Origin of the sequence: Stenotrophomonas sp. 2619 (genome assembly GCF_040548725.1) — a bacterium.
GTDB lineage: Bacteria > Pseudomonadota > Gammaproteobacteria > Xanthomonadales > Xanthomonadaceae > Stenotrophomonas > Stenotrophomonas maltophilia_AP.
Genome location: NZ_JBEPSF010000008.1, coordinates 74,530 through 92,164, shown reverse-complemented (window position 1 = coordinate 92,164; position 17,635 = coordinate 74,530). Strand labels below are relative to the sequence as shown.

Below are 17,635 nucleotides of genomic sequence, written 5' to 3'. Positions count from 1 at the left end.
CCGGCGCGCCGCCCTGGGGTGGCGTGTCCGGCACCCCGGCGGTGGCCGTGATGCCGCCGCCCCGTCTTTCCCGGCCGGCTCGCCCGGCCGGTTGTCCGTGAGCCGGAAGGAAGCCGATGTCCGATACCGCCAACCGTCCCGAGCCGTCCGCGCCGGAAGCCACCGCCAGCGTCGACCAGGCCGTTGCCCAGGGCGGCGCCTATGAAGTGCTGCGCCGCCGCCTGGCCGAGCAGGGCAGCCGCCTGCGCAGCGTCGCCGATGCCCTCAACACGCAGCGCCTGGCCGAGTTCGGCGACAGCCGGCTGGAGGTCACCGGCCGCTTCCGCATCCGCAGCGAAAACAACTGCGTTGGCCGCGACATCGTCCAGGTCGGTCCGGACCTGCTGCTGTTCGGCTACAACGTGTACATCGGGCTCAAGACCCAGACCCGCGTCGAAGACGTGTTCGGGCTGTACCGGCTGGTCCAGGCCAACGACGGCTACGACGTGGTGCCGGTGGACGCCAAGGGCAGCTTCCTGGCCCAGCCGGCGTTCGTGCACGACTTCGGCGAGCTCTACGCCTATTACAAGCACGCCCGCCTGCTGCAGCTGATCGTGGTCGGCGACAAGCTGCTGGCCTCGTTCCAGATCGGCGAGCGCAGCAGCGACGTGCGCGTGTTCCGCTGGGCGCTGGCCCGTGACGGCGCACTGACCTACCTGGACGCCCGTGGCGAGCGCGACATCGCACTGCCGCCGCCGTTCGACTTCGAATGGACCCGCGCCACCCGCGACATGGCCGTTACCGGTCGCCATGCGCACCTGAACATCCTCGACAGCCTGTTCGTGGAAACCACCGGTGGCGACCTCACCATCAAGGTCGAGAACAACACCGAGAGCGGCCAGGGCGTCTACAGCGAACCGGTCGAGGACAGCACGCAGTCGCTGGACGACGCGCAGTTCGACTTCGCCCGGGTCGGCTCGCTGATCCTGCTCAAGGTACTGCCGTATCGCGAAACCGTGTGGCGGGGCCTGATCTACAACACGCTCACCGGCAACATCATCCGCAACGATGCCATCGTGCAGGCCTGCGTACAGCTGCCCGAAGACCACGGCATCATCTTCCCGGGCGGCTACTACCTGCAGAGCGGCGAGCACAAGGCGTTCGACACGGCGATGGACGGCATGCAGTTCAAGCGCGCCATCCGCTCGCCCAACGGCGAAGACGTGCTCTACATCTTCTACGAGCGCGAAGGCGGGCGCTCGGCGCTGTTTGTCTACAACACCATCCAGCGCGTGCTGCAGAACCCGGTGTTCGGCCACGGCTATGCCTTCATGCACGACGGACGCATGGTGCTGTTCCATGCCGAAGGCAGCGAGCCGACCCGCATCCACGCCATGCAGGTCTGGCAAACGCCATTCAGCAGCGACGAGTTCGCCGCCAGCCGCCCGCCCGGCAACACTTTCATGGGCCGCATCGGCAATGCCGAGCTGGTGCGCGGCATTTCCAACCTGTTCGACCTGGCCCGCACCATCGAAGGCGACGACGTGTCGGTGCAGCGCTACCAGCGCCTGGTGCAGGACACCCGGCGCCTGTTCGACGCCCACCACTGGCTGGACGACGCGCAATGCGGGGGCGCGGTCAGCCTGCTGCGCGAGGTCAGCAGCACCGGCGAGTCGGTGCTGGACGAATACGAGAAAGTGCAGTCGATCCGCGCGCAGTCCGCGCAGGCCATGGCCCAGGCGCAGAACACGCAGAAGGCGTTGCTGGCCCGCCTGCAGCCGGAGAACTGGAAAGACGTGCAGTCCTTCGTCGAGGCGCTCAATGCGATCTCGGCGCAGCGTGGGCACCTGCTCACCATCCGCGACTACCGCTACATCGACACCGACCTGATCGATGCGATGACCGCCGCGCTGCAGCAGGCGCATGAGGCCATCGGCGCGGCCACCGGCGCGTTCCTGGCCGGCGACGCCGCGCTGGCCCCGCTCGGCGAGCGCCTGCAGGCGCTGGACGAGGCCGCGCAGCAGGCCGAAAGCGCGCGGGTGCTGGACGAACAGCTGGCCGGCCTGCGCGCCATGTCGGCCGACCTGGACATGCTGTCCGAGCTGATGGCCGGGCTGAAGGTCGACGACGCCACCGCGCGCACCCGCGTGGTCGAGGCGATCTCGGCCATCTACGCGCGCCTCAACCAGACCCGCGCGCGCGCCGAACAGCGCCGCCGCAGCCTGGGGTCGGCCGAAGCGGTGGCGCAGTTCGCCGCGCAGTTCGCGCTGTTCTCGCAGGCCATCACCAGCGCGCTGGCGATGGCCACCGATCCCGAACGTGCCGACGAACAGATGTCGCGGCTGCTGGTGCAGCTGGAGGAACTGGAAAGCCAGTTCGGCGAACACGAGCAGTTCCTGGGCGACATCCTGGCCAAGCGCGAAGAACTGATCGATGCCTTCGAGGCCCACAAGCAGGCGCTGCTGGACGAGCGCCAGCGCAAGGCGCGCTCGGTGCTGGACGCGGCCACCCGCATCCTCGACGGCCTGGCCAAGCGCACCGAGCGCTTCGCCAGCGCCGACGAGCTCAACGCCTTCTTCGCCGGCGACCCGCTGATCCTCAAGCTGCGCGAACTGGCCGAACGCCTGCGCGGCCTGCGTGACAGCGTCAAGGCCGACGACATCGAATCACGCCTGAAAGGCGTGCGCGACCAGGCCGTGCGCGCGTTGCGCGACCGCAGCGACCTGTTCGAGGCCGGCGGCAACGTCGTGCGCCTTGGCCCGCGGCACCGCTTCAGCGTGAACACCCAGGCGCTGGACCTGACCATCCTGCCGCGCGGCGACGCGTTGGCCATCCACCTCACCGGCACCGACTTCCTGGAGCCGCTGCACGATCCCGAACTGGCCGAACTCAAGCCGTACTGGCAGCTCAGCCTGGATTCGGAATCGGACACGCTGTACCGCGGCGAGTACCTGGCCGGCAGCGTGCTGCGTGCAGCCATGGAAAACCGTGACGGGCTCGACCTGGCCGGGTTGCAGCACAGCGCCGCCGAGCCGGAGGCGCTGGACCGTACCGTGCGTGATTTCGCCGCGCCGCGTTACCGGGAAGGCTACGAACGCGGCATCCATGACCACGACGCCACCGTGATCCTGCGCGCGCTGCTGCCGCTGCAGCAGGCGGCCGGCACCCTGTTGCACGCGCCGCGCGTGCGCGCGCTGGCGATGCTGTTCTGGGCCGCACGGCAGCGCCGCGAAGACGTGGCCCAGTGGCCGGCACGCCAGGCTGGCGCCGATGCGATCGCGCGCCTGTTCGGCTCCGATGAGGGCCGCCAGGCACTACGCGCGGAGATGACACAGGCCCTGGCCGCGTTCAATGACGAACACGCGCTGCCGTTCACGGCCGCCGACCACCTGGCGGCCGCCGCCTACCTCGCCGACGAACTGTCGGCCGGCGAACCGGTGTTCACCAGCAGCCGCTATGCGCTGGCGTTGCTGGAGGCACTGGGCCAACAGCTGCAGGCGGCCGGCCAGCGCGAGGCGCTGGAGCGCGCCCTGCAGCGCGAGCAGGACGGCCTGGGCGCGCGCTGGGCGCTGGCGGGGCAGTGGCTGCGCGCCCTGTGCCGCACCCCGGCGTTCACCGACCACGCCGGCTATGCCGACGAGGCGGCTGCCCTGCTGCTGGTGCAGCGCGCGCTGCGCACCCGCGCCAGCGATGTGGTGCTGCTGGTCAGCGTGGACGGCCTGCTGGGCGAACACCCGCGCATCGTGCAGGGCCACATGACCCTGTCGCTGGATGATTTCCTGGCGCGCCTGCAGCACCACACCGGCGTGTTCGTGCCTGCGTTCCATGCCTACCAGGCGGTCCGCCAGCGCATCGTCACGCGCGAACGCGACACCCTGCGCCTGTCCGAGTTCAAGGCGCGGCCGCTGTCCTCGTTCGTGCGCAACAAGCTGATCAACGACGTCTACCTCGGCGTGATCGGCGACAACCTGGCCAAGCAGATGGGCACGGTGGGCGAAAACAAGCGCAGCGACCTGATGGGCCTGCTGATGATGATCTCGCCGCCCGGCTACGGCAAAACCACGCTGATGGAATACGTGGCGCACCGCCTCGGCCTGGTCTTCATGAAGATCAACGGCCCGGCGCTGGGCCACGAGGTGCGCTCGCTGGACCCGGCCCAGGCGCCGGACGCCACCTCGCGCCAGGAGCTGGAAAAGCTCAATCTGGCGCTGGAAATGGGCAACAACACCATGTTGTATGTCGATGACATCCAGCACACCCACCCGGAATTCCTGCAGAAGTTCATCTCGTTGTGCGACGGCACGCGCCGCATCGAAGGCGTGTGGCGCGGGCGCACCCGCACCTACGACATGCGCGGCAAGAAATTCTGCGTGGTGATGGCCGGCAACCCGTATACCGAGTCCGGCGAGGTGTTCAAGATTCCGGACATGCTCGCCAACCGCGCCGACATCTACAACCTGGGTGACGTGCTGGGCGGCATGGAAGATGCCTTCACCCTGAGCTACATCGAAAACAGCCTGACCTCCAATCCGGTGCTGGCGCCGCTGGCCACGCGCGACATGGCCGACCTCTACCTGCTGGTGGAGCGGGCGATGGGCAAGGAGGTGTCCACCAACGCGCTCAGCCACGCCTACAGCGGCGCGGAGGTCAACGAGATCGTCGCCACCCTGCAGCGCATGCTGCGCGTGCGCGACGTGGTCTACCGGGTCAACCAGCAGTACATCGCCAGTGCGGCGCAGGACGACCGCTACCGCACCGAGCCGGCGTTCCGGCTGCAGGGCAGCTACCGCAACATGAACAAGCTGTCGGAGAAGATCTCGCCGGTGATGAACGACGCCGAGCTGCAGCAGCTGGTGTCCGACCACTACCAGGGCGAGGCGCAGCTGCTCACCACCGGGGCCGAGGAAAACCTGCTCAAGCTGGCCGAACTGCGGGGCCTGCTGCAGGGCGCCGAGCTGGAGCGCTGGCAGCAGATCAAGCGTGACTTCCTGCGCAACAAAGCCATGGGTGCCGACGACGCCGATGTCGGCGGGCGCGTGGTAGCGCAGCTGGCCGACATCGCCAGCGCGTTGCAGTTGCCGCCCCCAGCGGCCGTGGCCGAGGTCGAGCCCGCGCCCTGGCCGGCGTTGTTGTCGGCGCTGGAGCGGCTGTCGGCCGCACGCGCCGAGCCGGTAACGGTCGCCGCCCCTCCTGCTGCGCCGGTGGCGGCACCGCCGCTGGCCGAACCGCTGGCCAGTGGCTTGCAGGCCGGGCTGGCCCCGCTGTTGCAGCTGCTCGGCGATTCGCACCAGCAACAGGTGCGCACCGGCGAAACGCTGGCCTTGCTGGCTGGCTGGGTGCGCCAGCAGATGGAGAGCGGGCCGGCCCCGCGCGTCGGTGCCCGCCCCAGGCGCGCTTCCACGCCCGAGGAGCGCGCCCTGGATGAGGCATTGATGCGCCACTTCTACGGCGAATCGAGCCTGCCGCCGCGCTGGGAACGCGACGGCGGTGATGCACCTGCATGACCGCGCCGTCGTTGCCTGCGCTGCCGGCGCCGCCGGCCACCCTCGTCGCCGACGCAGCGGTGCTGTCGCGCTACGGCGAGGTGCTGGTGCAGGCGATGGCCCCGCGCGCGCCGGTTGCCGGTGGGTGCGAGGAGGAGCCGCGCAGCGATCTGGTCGAGGCGCTGTCGCGGCTTGCGCTGGCCCTGCAGGCGGGCAATCCGGCCCGGTTGCGCCGCCAGACCGGTTGGTGGGGGCGGCTGCTGGGGCGCGACGTGGAGCGCCAGGCCGACGCCGACGCGTTGCAGGCGCAGTGCGGCGTCCTGCTGCTCAATGCCCAGGCGCATGCTCACCGGCTGGGCGCCGCGGTCGAGGCGGGCACGCACGCGGCCGCGGCGGATCTGCACGGCGCGCAGGCGCTGGAGCAGTGGGCCGATGCCGGAACGGTGCTGGGTGCGGGTCTGCCCACCGCTGCGCAGGGCACGTTGCACCAGCGCGTGGTGCACCTGCGCACGCTGGCCTCGCTCAAACGCATGCAGGCTGGCCAGACACAGCTGCTGCAGGCCCAGGACGCGGCCCTGCTGGACCACTTCCAGCGCATCGCCGAGGTGCTGGTGCCGGCGTGGCAGCAGGCCGTCCGTGCCGGCCGCACCCGGACGCATGCACGGCAGAACGAGCAGGCCGCGCAACTGCTGGGCCAGATCCGCGCCGAGGTCGCCGCGGCGCACGCTAGACTTCCCTGAGTACACTGACCCGTGCCGGCGCTCCGGCCGCCCTTCAGAATGGAGATGCACCGATGACCCAGGATTCCCAGCCGAACGCGTCCCTCCCGGTGGAGGTCAGCGTGGATGTCATCGATGACAATGCATTGCAGGCGCTGGGCCTGGGCCGGGACGACCTGCCGAAAATCGCCGAGATCGGGCGCAGCCTGGACGACATCCGGCCGGGCAACCTGCAGGTGTTCGGGCGCGACGCGGCGGCCAAGACGGCGGCGTTTTCCAGCCAGCTGCTCGACCAGGTACGCAACCGCGACCTCGATGCCAGCGGCGACAAGCTGGGCGAGGTGGTGCGCATCGCGCGCGCGCTGAAGCTTGACGGGCTGGCCGAACGCTCGAAGGTGCCGGTGATCGGTGGGTTGATCGACAAACTGCGCGCGTCCAAGGGCGAGCTGGTGCAGAAATTCAGCGACACCAATCGCCAGATCGAGCAGTTGATGGGCGACGTGGGCAGCCAACAGGCGCTGATGGGCCAGCGCGTGGTCGAGTTCGACCGCATGCACGAGATCGTCCGCGAAGAACGCCACGGCCTGGGCCTGCACATCGCCGCCGGCAAGCGCCGGATCGCCTCGCTGCGCAGCGAACAGCTGGCCGGGCAGGGCCAGGACGATCCGCAGCAGCGGATCCGCCAGGGCGAGCTGGACAACGCGATCCGGCTGCTCGACAAGCGCGTGGGCGACCTGCTGGTCATGCAGCACGCGGCCGACCAGTCCTTGCCGATGATCCGGCTGATCCAGGCCAACGCGATCCTGCTGATCGAGAAGTTCAACACCGTCCGCGACATCACCATTCCGTCGTGGAAGCGCCAGTTCGCGATCCAGTTGTCGCTCAATGAGCAGAAGAACGCGGTGGCGTTGTCCAACGCGATCGACGATGCCACCAACGAGATGATGCGGCGCAATGCCGACCTGCTGCGCCAGACCACCGTGGAAACGGCCAAGGCCAACCAGCGCGCGGTGATCGACGTGGCCACGCTGCGCCACGTGCACGAGCAGCTGATCGCCACGGTGGAAGAAGTGCGCACCATCCACCGCGAGGGCATGCAGCAGCGCCAGCAGGCCGAAGTGGAACTGGCGCGCCTGCGCGACGACGTGCAGCAACGCCTGGCAGCGCCGACCGCCGCCTGACCGGCGCGCGCCCCGGCATCGTCCCCACCAGCGGTGGGGACCTACGCCCCCGCCAACTGCTGCTGCAGCCACCCGGCCAGCACGTCCACCCGTGCATCCACCGCCCCGTCGGGTGTGGCCAGCACCCAGAACCCGCCGGTGGCGCCAAATCCCCACGGCGCCAACAGGCGGCCGGCGGCCAGCTCGTCGGCCACCAGCGGCTCGGGTGCGATCGCCACGCCCAGCCCGGCCACCGCTGCCTCCAGCAGGTAGTACAGGTGCTCGAACCCGCTACCCAATTGCAGCTGCGCCGGGTCCAGCCCATGCGCCAGCGCCCACGCCGGCCATGCCTGCGGGCGCGAGGCGGTATGCAGCAACGCTTCGCCGAGCAGGGCGGTCGGCGGCCGCTGGCGCAACCGCGCCGCCGCCGGGTGCTGCGGGCTGACCACCACGCCCACCCGTTCCGGCGCCAGTTCGCGCACCTGCCACCCCCGGGGCCACGGGGGCTGGGCCAGCAGCAGCACCGCATCCAGGCCGCGCTGGGCGTCGGTGAAGCTCCCGTCCTGCGCCGACCAATGCAGCGCCAGCTGCGGCAGGTCGCGCTGCAGCGCCGGCAGGTGCGGAATCATCCAGCGCGCCAGGATGCTGCCGCTGCAGCCCAGCACCAGCGCGTCGGGCCGCTGCTGGCGCTTGAGCGCGCCCACGGCCTCGCGGATCTGCCCGAACGCGCCCTCGCAGGCGCCCTGCAGCTCGGCCCCGGCCCGGGTCAGGCGCAGTCCGCGCCCGTCGCGTTCAAACAGCGCCACGCCCAGGTGATCCTCCAGCACCCGCAGCTGCCGGCTGATCGCGCCATGGGTGACGTGCAGGGCCTCCGCGGCGCGGCCCACCCCACCCAGGCGGGCGGCGGCCTCGAAACTGCGCAGGGCGTTGAGCGGCGGCAGGGGAAGGTCGCTCATGTGAGTTTTCCTGACGGGTTGTCGCAGATATTATCGATATTCCTGTCATGACATGTGCGTTAAATTGGCCCCCTGTCTCCACCGGTTGTCGCGCCATGTCCGCATCCCCCATCACCGATTTCCACGCCTACCCCGATGCCCAGGGCCATTTCGGCCGCTACGGCGGCAGTTTCGTTGCTGAAACGCTGATCGGTCCGCTGCAGGAGCTGGCGGCGGCCTACGATGAGGCGCGCCGCGATCCGGCCTTCATCGCCGCCTACGACAAAGACCTCACCCATTACGTGGGCCGGCCCAGCCCGATCTACCACGCCGAACGGCTCAGCCAGCAGGTGGGCGGGGCGCAGATCCTGCTCAAGCGCGAAGACCTGAACCACACCGGCGCGCACAAGATCAACAACACCATCGGCCAGGCCCTGCTGGCCGCGCGGATGGGCAAGACCCGCATCATCGCCGAGACCGGCGCCGGCCAGCACGGCGTGGCCAGCGCCACCGTGGCCGCCCGTCTGGGCCTGGAATGCGTGGTCTACATGGGCGCCACCGACATCGAACGGCAGAAGATCAACGTCTACCGCATGAAGCTGCTCGGGGCCACGGTGGTACCGGTCACCTCCGGCTCGGCCACGCTCAAGGACGCGCTCAACGAAGCCATGCGCGACTGGGTCACCAACGTGCGCGACACCTTCTACATCATCGGCACCGTCGCCGGGCCGGACCCGTACCCGCGCATGGTGCGTGACTTCAACGCCATCGTCGGCCGCGAGGCGCGTGCGCAGATGCTCACCGACTACGGCCGCCTGCCCGATGCGATCACCGCCTGCGTTGGCGGCGGCAGCAATGCCATCGGCCTGTTCCATGCCTTCCTCAACGATCGCGACGTGCGCATCGTCGGCGCTGAAGCGGCCGGTGATGGCATCGAGACCGGACGCCATGCCGCCTCCATCGCCGCGGGCCGCCCGGGCGTGCTGCACGGCAACCGCACCTATGTGATCTGCGACGACGACGGCCAGATCACCGAAACCCACTCGGTGTCGGCCGGCCTGGACTACCCGGGCGTCGGCCCGGAGCATGCGTTCCTGGCCGATGCCGGGCGCGCCGAATATGTGGGCATCACCGACGAGGAAGCGCTGGCCGCGTTCCACCAGCTGGCCCACAGCGAAGGCATCCTGGCCGCGCTGGAATCCAGCCACGCCGTGGCCCAGGCCATCAAGATCGCGCGTGACCTGCCCCGCGACAAACTGGTGCTGTGCAACCTGTCCGGTCGTGGCGACAAGGACGTGCACACCATCGCCGCACGCGAGGGCTTGATGCTGTGAACCCACTGCTGCGCCAGGGAAGTGCGCTGCTGATCGTGGTCGGCCTGACTGCCTGCACCCCGCCGGACCCGCCGTTGCTGCCTGCGGCGCCGTCGGCACCGGCGGCCATCGCACCGGCGCAGGTACCGGCGAGCAACGATGACGACCTGGCCAACCGCCCGATCGAGGACGACCCGGAACCGCCGGCCCCGGCCACCGACGCGGCGCCCGCGCCGGCGGTGGTCTCCGTTGCCCTGGACCATGCCGGCGACATCGTCATCGGGCAGCGCTTCACCGCCGCCGATGCCGATGCCACCTGGCATTCGGCCGGTCTGAGCGAAGGCGGGCAGGCCGGCAGCTGCGAGTACTACGAGCGCGGCAGCCTGCCGGAGGGCATCTCGATGATGGTCGACGACGACCACGTGCAGCGCTTCGAACTGGCGCCGCTGGATGGCACCGATGAGACCATCACCCAGGCCGGCCCGTTCGGGCTGCGCCTGGGCATGACGCGTGACGCCGCGCTCAAGCGCCTGCCCAAGGGCAGCCTTGCGCAGCCGCACGCCTACGACCCTGAAACGGGTGAATACCTGACCTGGCAGGACCCCGGCTCGGATCTGGCGATCCGGCTGGAGATCTTCGACGGGGTGATTTCGACGCTGTACTGGGGCGCCAGCGGCGCCGTTGAATTGATTGAAGGATGTGCCTGAAATGTCCGTGGACCGTATCGATGCCTGTTTTGCCCGCCTGCGCGCCGAGGGCCGCAAGGCCCTGATTCCCTTCATCACCGCCGGTGATCCGGGCCTGGACGCCACCGTGCCGGTGATGCACGCACTCGCCGCCGCCGGCGCGGACGTGATCGAACTGGGCGTGCCGTTTTCCGACCCGATGGCCGACGGCCCCACCATCCAGCGCAGCTCCGAGCGCGCGCTGGCGCGTGGGGCAGGGCTGCGCTACGTGCTGGAAACCGTGGCCGCCTTCCGCCGCGACGACGCCACCACCCCGGTGGTGCTGATGGGCTACCTGAACCCGGTCGAGATCCACGGCACCGCCCGCTTCGCCGACGCGGCCATCGCCGCGGGCGTGGACGGCGTGCTGCTGGTCGACCTGCCGCCGGAAGAGGCCGCCGAAACCCGCGCCATCTTCACCGCCGCCGGCCTGGCCCTGATCCTGCTGGCCTCCCCAACCACCGCCGACACCCGCCTGGACACCCTGTCAGCCATGGCCCAGGGCTACCTCTACTACGTCAGCTTCGCCGGCGTCACCGGCGCGTCCGAACGCCTGGACAGCAGCGCCGCCAGCGCCCGCCTGCGCGACCTGCGCAGCCGCTCCACCGTCCCCGTCGTGGCCGGCTTCGGCATCAAGGACGCGTCCAGCGCCGCGGCCATGGCCGTCGAAGCCGACGGCGTCGTGGTCGGCAGCGCCCTGGTCGCCGCGCTGGGTGAAGCGGCCGATGCAGGCGCTGCCGCACAGACCGCGCAGCACTTCCTCGCGCCGCTGCGCAAGGCATTGGACAGCGGAACCTGACGCGAGCCCACCCGTAGCGCCGGGCTCTGCCCGGCATTCGCACCTTGGCGCCTTCGCCGGGCAGAGCCCGGCGCTACGGATCTGCACGTAAACATACGTCATAGCACGGTTTTACCGTTCGCCGCCGCACCCGGCAGGGGGTGCACGGGTGGGGAGGGCCTGAGCTAGACTGTCCGCCTTTGCGGCCTTCGGGCCGCCCTGAACGGAAGTAGCATCCCGCATGAGTTGGCTCAGCAAGTTGATGCCGTCTGGCATCCGCACCGACAACGTCCCCAGCAAGAAGCGCAGCGTCCCCGAGGGCCTGTGGGAGAAGTGCAGCAACTGCGGCAGCGCACTGTACGGACCTGAGCTGGAAGAGAACCTGGAAGTCTGCCCCAAGTGCGGCCATCACATGGCGATCCGCGCGCGTGCGCGCCTGGCCGCCCTGTTCGACGCCGACAGCACCACCGAAATCGGTGCGCGCCTGGGACCGACCGACCTGCTCAAGTTCAAGGACCAGAAAAAGTACATCGAGCGCATCAAGGCCTCGCAGAAGAACACGGGCGAGTACGACGCCCTGATCGCCATGCAGGGCCTGATGAAGGGCCGCCCGCTGGTCGCGTCCGCGTTCGACTTCGCCTTCATGGGCGGCTCGATGGGCTCGGTCGTCGGCGAGCGCTTCTCGCTGGCCGCTGAAAAGGCCGTCGAAATCGGCGCCCCGTATGTCTGCTTCTCCGCCAGCGGCGGCGCACGCATGCAGGAAGGCCTGTTCTCGCTCATGCAGATGGCCAAGACCTCGGCCGCGCTGGGCAAACTGCGTGAGGCCGGCCTGCCGTACATCTCGGTCCTGACCCACCCGACCACGGGCGGCGTCTCGGCCTCGTTTGCGATGCTGGGCGACATCAACATCGCCGAACCGCAGGCACTGATCGGCTTCGCCGGCCCGCGCGTGATCGAACAGACCGTGCGCGAAAAGCTGCCGGAAGGCTTCCAGCGCTCGGAGTTCCTGCTCGAGCACGGGGCCATCGACCAGATCTGCGACCGCCGCGAAATGCGTGAGCGCCTGTCCGACCTGCTGGCCATGCTCGGCCGTCAGCCGGCGCCGGTTGCCGACGAGGTCGCCTGATGGGTGCGCGCCGGTATTTCGGCACCGACGGCATTCGTGGCCGCGTGGGCCAAGGGGTGATCTCCGCCGATTTCGTGCTGCGCCTGGGCAATGCGCTTGGCCGCGTACTGACCGAACGTAACGGCCACCGCCCCGGGCACCGCCCGGTGGTGGTGATCGGCAAGGACACGCGCATTTCCGGCTACATGTTCGAAGCCGCGCTGGAAGCGGGCCTGGTCGCCGGCGGCGTGGACGTGCAACTGCTCGGCCCGATGCCGACCCCGGCCGTGGCGTTCCTCACCCGCACCCTGGGCGCGGACGCCGGCATCGTCATCAGCGCCTCGCACAACCCGCACTACGACAACGGCATCAAGTTCTTCTCCGCCGATGGCGAAAAGCTCGACGACGCCACCGAGCTGGCCCTGGAAGCGGCGCTGGACAGCGCCTTCACCACCGCCGAATCCGACCGCCTCGGCAAGGCCATGCGCGCGCGCGATGCGGTCGGCCGCTACATCGAATTCTGCAAGGCCAGCGTGCCGCGCAGTTTCGACCTGCGCGGGCTGAAGATCGTGCTCGACTGCGCGCACGGTGCCACCTACCACATCGCCCCGCTGCTGTTCCGCGAGCTGGGCGCGGACGTGGTCACCATCGGTGCTGAACCCAATGGGGTGAACATCAACGATGGCGTCGGCTCGATGCACATCGACAACCTGGCCAACAAGGTGCGTGAGGTCGGTGCCGATCTTGGCATCGCCTTCGACGGCGATGGCGACCGCGTGCTGATGGCCGACGACCAGGGCAACCCGGTCGACGGCGATGACCTGCTCTATGTGCTGGCGGCGTCCTGGCAGGGCAATGGCCGCCTGCGCGGTCCGGTGGTGGGTACGCTGATGACCAACTTCGGCCTGGAACAGGCGCTGGAGCGCCTCGGCCTGCCGTTCGTGCGCAGCAACGTGGGCGACCGCTACGTGCACCAGGCGCTGGTCGAAGGCGGCGGCGTGCTGGGCGGCGAAGCCTCCGGCCACCTGCTGTGCCTGGACCGTGCCACCACCGGCGATGCCATCGTCAGTGCGCTGCAGGTGCTGGAAGTGCTGCGCCGCGAAGGCCGCACCCTGCGCGCCTCGCTGCAGGACCTGAGCCGGGTGCCGCAGAAGACCGTGAACGTACGGCTGGGCGACGTCTCGGCCAAGGCCATCGTGCAGGCCGATACCGTGCAGGCGGCGCTGGTGGCCGCGCAGGCGGCGGTGAAGGGCCGCGGTCGCGCGTTCCTGCGACCGTCCGGCACCGAGCCGGTGGTGCGGGTCACCGTCGAGGCCGATACCGCCGAGTTGATGCAGTCCACGCTGGACAACCTGTCCAGTGCGGTGAAGGCGGCGGCGGCCTGAGAACGGCCACCGCGCGGTCGAGCCGACCGTTGGTCGGCTTTTCCACCGCCGGTGGGCTGCGTTGATGTGCACCGTGCTGGAGCAGCCGACCAACGGTCGGCTCTACCACATGGCGTTACAGCCCCGGCCGCCTTACGGCCCCGGCACCATCTTTTTCTGCTTCGCCTTGAAGCGGTTGAACAGCGGCGCGATCAACGGGTTGTAACTCCACGCGATGCGCTTGCGCAGCCAGCTGGCCGGGCGGTTGCGGATCGCGAACCGGTAGATGTGCTCCGGATTGCCGCCCACCACGTTGCGCCCGAACGGGTGCGTGGTGTGCAGGTACTTGAAGCCCTGTGCCCGCGCGATCGGCAGGTAGTCCGCGTCGAAATCGCCGTAGGGCCAGCACAGCGTGTCCGACACCTCGCCCAGCTGCTGCTGCAGCACCAGCCGCGCCATCGACAGGTCGCGGGTGATGCCCTCGCACTTCTGCTCGCGGGTGATGTCCTGCTTCAGCCAGCGCGTATGCGAGTGGGTGTGGCAATGCACTTCGAAGGTGCCCGCTGCGATCATGGCGCGCGCCTCGCTCCAGCGCATCATCACGTCATCGGTGCGGTCGTCACGCAGGATCGCCGCTTCGCACCCGCGATGGTCCGGCGTGGGCGGCAGCGTCACCCCCGGCTGCCCGGCGTGCGGGCGGACCGGGCCTTCGCCCATCCAGCCGGTGACCACGAACACCACCGCGTGCATGCCGTACTTGAGCAGGATCGGGTGCGCGTACACCCAGTTGTCCAGGTAGCCGTCGTCGAAGGTGATCACGATCGATTTGCGCGGGACCGGCTTGCCGGCCAGGAAGTCGGCGTACTGCGCCAGCGTCAGCGACGTCCAGCCGTTGTTGGCCAACCACGCGATCTGGCTTTCGAAGTTCTCCGGCGACACCGTGATCATCCCCGGCGACGGCGAGACGTGGTGGTGCATCAATACCGGCACGGATCTAGCGTTGGCCATGGCCCAGTTCCTTCAACCACTGGTGGTAATAGTGTTCGGTCGCTTCGGTATGCCCCGAGGGGGTGAAGCGCTGCGCGCTGCGCATCCATTCCCAGCCGGCACGGCCCATGCGCCGGCGCTGCGCGGGATCTTCAACCAGGGTCTGCAACGCCTGGGTCAGGGCCGCCTGGTCGCCCAATGGGGCGAGAATAGCATTGCTGCCTTCCAGCACCATTTCCGGCACCCCGCCCACGCGCGTGGCCACTACCGGCACGCCCACGTGCGCCGCCTCCAGGAACACCGTGCCGGCCGCTTCCTTGTGCGTGGCCAGGGCGAAGATGTCGAAGCCGGCCATCAGGCGGCACGCGCCGGGCCGGTAGCCAAGCAGGTGGACCTGCGCGGCCACGCCCAGTTCGCTGCGCAGCGCCTCCAGCCGGCCCATCACCGGCTGCCCGTCACCGACAATCACCAGCTGCAGGTTGGGGTGCTGGCGGCACAGCGGCGCAATGGCGCGCAGCAGGTCCACATGGCCCTTCGGTTCGCGCAGCACCGCCACGCAGCCGACCACGATCTGGTCGTCGGCAAAGCCCAGCTCGCGACGCACCTCGGCGCGGGTGTCCTGGACGCATTGCCACGGATCATCGCAATCGATCTTCGACCACTCCGGCGGCACCGCGATCGGCGGCACGATGCCGACGTGGCGATCATCCACCCCGCGCGCCACCAGCAGCTGTTTGACGAAGCTGCTGACCGTCATCACCCGGTGCGGCAGGCCGGTATAGGTGAGCAACGAGTTGACCGGGCTCATCAGGTGGCGTGAGCGCACCACCAGCGGCGTGCGCCCCAGCCGCGCGCCGGCGGCGGCGATCAGGCTGTCGCGGCGGCTGGTGGTATTGACCACGTCGAAGCCATGGCGGCGCACCAGCCGCCGCACCGACCAGATCCCGCGCACCAGGCGCAGCAGGCCGCCCATTTTCAGGTCATGCACGGTGAAGCCGGCCTCGCGTGCGATCGCGCCCAGGCGCGCACCGGGCTGGCACAGCAGCGACACGTCATGGCCACGCTCGCGCATGGCCAGCATGTGGCGGTAGATGTAGATCTCCTGTCCGCCGAATCCCTTGGCGGCCTCCGTGTGCAGGATCTTCAGGGGCGGGGTAGTGGAAGGCATGTTCATCGATGAACGTTCCAGGCGGGGGAGCGGCCGGCTCATGGCCGGCGGAAATGGGTGAGCGCATCCCATGCCGCGCGTACCGCCGCGGCATCGGGTTGCTGGTCGGCCACCGGCAGGTACTGGCGGTCCAGGGTGGTGGCGTTGCCGAACTTGTCGAACACGTAGGTACGCTCGCCATGGCGGATGCCACGCTGCGACCAGCTTTCCACCAGCAGGGCCCGGTCGGCCGGCACGGGGTCGAACAGGTCGCGGCCGGTACTGAAATCGGCCAGCGCGTTCTCGCACCCCAGGCCGTGGCGCATCAGGGTGGGCACCCAGTCTTCGTGACTGGTGTTGCCGGTGTGCCGGGCGGGCGCGCGGCCGGGCCAATGCAGCACGAACGGCACGCGCATCTGGTAGTCGGAGAAGTTGCCGTTGTGGCCCCAGTAGTTCAGGCCGAGGTCGTTGAATTCCTCGGCGTGGTCGCCGGTCACCAGCACGATGGTGTTGTCGGCCTGGCCGCTGTCGCGCAGGGTCTGCAGCAGCTCGCCGAGCAGGCCATCGGCGTAGTGCACGGCGGTGCGGTAGCGGTTGCGTTCGGGCACCGGCACGTGGTCCTCGTCCAGCGCAAGGAAGTCGATGTGGGTCGCCATCGGGGTGGCCAGCGGTGGGTAGTCCTTGGGCAGGTGGTAGGGCGCGTGGGTGCTGTCCAGGAACGCAAACCCGAACCAGTGGCCCTTGCCGGGCCGCGCGATGTCGGCGCGCAGTGCGTCGACGATGTGCCGGTCGCGCGCGGCCACTGGCAGCGCCGACGGCGCGGTGTGCAGCTGGTTGCGCACCTGGGCAAACACGGTGCGGTCGAATTCCGGGCTGTGCAGCGGCGCGCTGCCGTACAGGTGCAGGTCGTACCCCTGTTGCTGGAGCACGTCGAACAACTGCGAGCCGCGCTGCTCGCTGAGCATGCTGTCCCAGTAGCCGCCGGGCAGCCCGTACAGCAGCCCGAACAGGCCATAGCGGGTGGCATTGCCGCTGCTGTAGTGGGCGGTGAACTGCTCCGACTGCGCCGCCAGCGCCCATGTGTTGGGCATGGTGGTGGCGTCCAGTGCGTCATGCCGCAGCGATTCCATCACCACCACCAGCACGTTGGGCTGCACGTTGCTCTGGCAGCGCAACGGGTGCAGCGGGTACTGCAACTGGCTGTGGCGCGGGTCCGGCAGGCTGGCCTGCGGCAGGCTCTGCACGCCCAGCCGGTGCATGTGGCGCTTGGCGGTGATCGGCTGCGCCCAGGGCAGGTAGGCCCACTGGCTGGTCACCGCGCGTTCGCCGCGGGCGTCGTAATACGCGGTGGCGACCTGGCCGCAGGCCATCAGCACCAGGCCGGCGGCCCAGGCCAGCAGCAGCGGGCCGCGCCGCGCCGCCCCCGGTACCAGCCGCCAGCAGGCCCAGGCCAGCAGCACTTCGGCCATCACCACGGCCGCCAGCACGGCCCCGGCCTGCAGCCACGTCTGCCAGGACAGCGCCACCTGGTCCTGCAACGCGCCGCCGAACACCATGTTGAGCACCATGGCATTGAGGTGGAAGCGATACAGGGCAAACACCTTGGCATCGACCAGCAGCAGGCACAGCCACAGGGTCTGCAACGCCACGGCGCTGACCACCAGGCCGCGCGGTGCGCGCAGGCCCAGCCCCAGCAGCAGCGGCAGCAGCGAGACCACCGCGCCCAGCGCCAGGAAATGGCCAGGCAGGGCAACGCTCAGGTAGGCCAGCCCAAGCCTGCCACCGGGGTTGTCGCCCACCGGGGTGTTGCCCAGTGCGATGAGGATCGCGACGCCGGCATTGAGGGCGGTGAACAGGCTCAACCAGGCCAGGCGCTGCCAGCGCGTGGACGGGGAGGGGGTATCGGCGGGCAGGGAAAGGGGCATGGAGCGGGTCGGCGG

12 protein-coding genes are annotated in these 17,635 nt (G+C 69.5%); 8 read left to right on the top strand and 4 right to left on the bottom strand.

Going from position 1 to position 17,635, the window contains the following annotated elements:
• The first annotated feature begins 116 nt into the window (after nt 1-116).
• The 3 genes from ABIA71_RS09915 to ABIA71_RS09905 are packed head-to-tail and all read left to right on the top strand — an operon-like array spanning nt 117 to nt 7,362.
• Nucleotides 117-5,483 (top strand): DNA repair ATPase, encoded by a 5,367-nt coding sequence (locus ABIA71_RS09915; protein ID WP_354285054.1) that lies wholly within the window; start codon nt 117-119, stop codon nt 5,481-5,483.
• Entirely contained in the window at nt 5,480-6,202 is a 723-nt protein-coding gene (locus tag ABIA71_RS09910; RefSeq protein WP_354285053.1) for a hypothetical protein, read from the top strand. The genes ABIA71_RS09915 and ABIA71_RS09910 overlap by 4 nt, the downstream gene beginning before the upstream one ends.
• 53 nt (nt 6,203-6,255) lie before the next feature.
• Nucleotides 6,256-7,362, top strand: coding sequence for a toxic anion resistance protein (locus ABIA71_RS09905; RefSeq protein WP_354285052.1), 1,107 nt, complete (start codon nt 6,256-6,258; stop codon nt 7,360-7,362).
• Nucleotides 7,363-7,403: 41 nt separating this feature from the next.
• Here the strand turns inward: ABIA71_RS09905 and ABIA71_RS09900 are convergent, their stop codons facing one another.
• Entirely contained in the window at nt 7,404-8,297 is an 894-nt protein-coding gene (locus ABIA71_RS09900; protein ID WP_354285051.1) for a LysR family transcriptional regulator, read from the bottom strand.
• A gap of 95 nt (nt 8,298-8,392) precedes the next feature.
• Here ABIA71_RS09900 and trpB point away from each other — a divergent pair, with 95 nt between their 5' ends.
• The 5 genes from trpB to glmM all read left to right on the top strand — a co-directional run bounded on the left by trpB (nt 8,393) and on the right by glmM (nt 13,582).
• On the top strand, nt 8,393-9,610 hold the full coding sequence (gene trpB, locus ABIA71_RS09895) for a tryptophan synthase subunit beta (protein WP_128097114.1): 1,218 nt from the start codon (nt 8,393-8,395) through the stop codon (nt 9,608-9,610).
• Nucleotides 9,607-10,296 (top strand): hypothetical protein, encoded by a 690-nt coding sequence (locus ABIA71_RS09890; protein WP_354285050.1) that lies wholly within the window; start codon nt 9,607-9,609, stop codon nt 10,294-10,296. Before trpB ends, ABIA71_RS09890 begins: the two co-directional genes overlap by 4 nt.
• Before the next feature lies 1 nt (nt 10,297).
• Nucleotides 10,298-11,113, top strand: a complete 816-nt coding sequence (gene trpA, locus ABIA71_RS09885) for a tryptophan synthase subunit alpha (RefSeq protein ID WP_502961225.1) — start codon at nt 10,298-10,300, stop codon at nt 11,111-11,113.
• 220 nt (nt 11,114-11,333) lie between these two features.
• On the top strand, nt 11,334-12,218 hold the full coding sequence (gene accD, locus ABIA71_RS09880) for an acetyl-CoA carboxylase, carboxyltransferase subunit beta (protein ID WP_128095396.1): 885 nt from the start codon (nt 11,334-11,336) through the stop codon (nt 12,216-12,218).
• Complete coding sequence (gene glmM, locus ABIA71_RS09875) at nt 12,218-13,582, top strand: phosphoglucosamine mutase (RefSeq protein WP_354285049.1); 1,365 nt, start codon at nt 12,218-12,220, stop codon at nt 13,580-13,582. The genes accD and glmM overlap by 1 nt, the downstream gene beginning before the upstream one ends.
• A gap of 132 nt (nt 13,583-13,714) precedes the next feature.
• On the opposite strand, the gene ABIA71_RS09870 is transcribed toward glmM, so the two are convergent.
• The 3 genes from ABIA71_RS09870 to ABIA71_RS09860 are packed head-to-tail and all read right to left on the bottom strand — an operon-like array spanning nt 13,715 to nt 17,620.
• Nucleotides 13,715-14,569, bottom strand: a complete 855-nt coding sequence (locus ABIA71_RS09870; protein WP_354285048.1) for a polysaccharide deacetylase family protein — start codon at nt 14,567-14,569, stop codon at nt 13,715-13,717.
• Nucleotides 14,556-15,722 (bottom strand): glycosyltransferase family 4 protein, encoded by a 1,167-nt coding sequence (locus ABIA71_RS09865; protein WP_354285047.1) that lies wholly within the window; start codon nt 15,720-15,722, stop codon nt 14,556-14,558. Before ABIA71_RS09865 ends, ABIA71_RS09870 begins: the two co-directional genes overlap by 14 nt.
• 32 nt (nt 15,723-15,754) lie before the next feature.
• Nucleotides 15,755-17,620 (bottom strand): DUF3413 domain-containing protein, encoded by a 1,866-nt coding sequence (locus ABIA71_RS09860; protein WP_354285046.1) that lies wholly within the window; start codon nt 17,618-17,620, stop codon nt 15,755-15,757.
• Nucleotides 17,621-17,635: the final 15 nt, after the last annotated feature.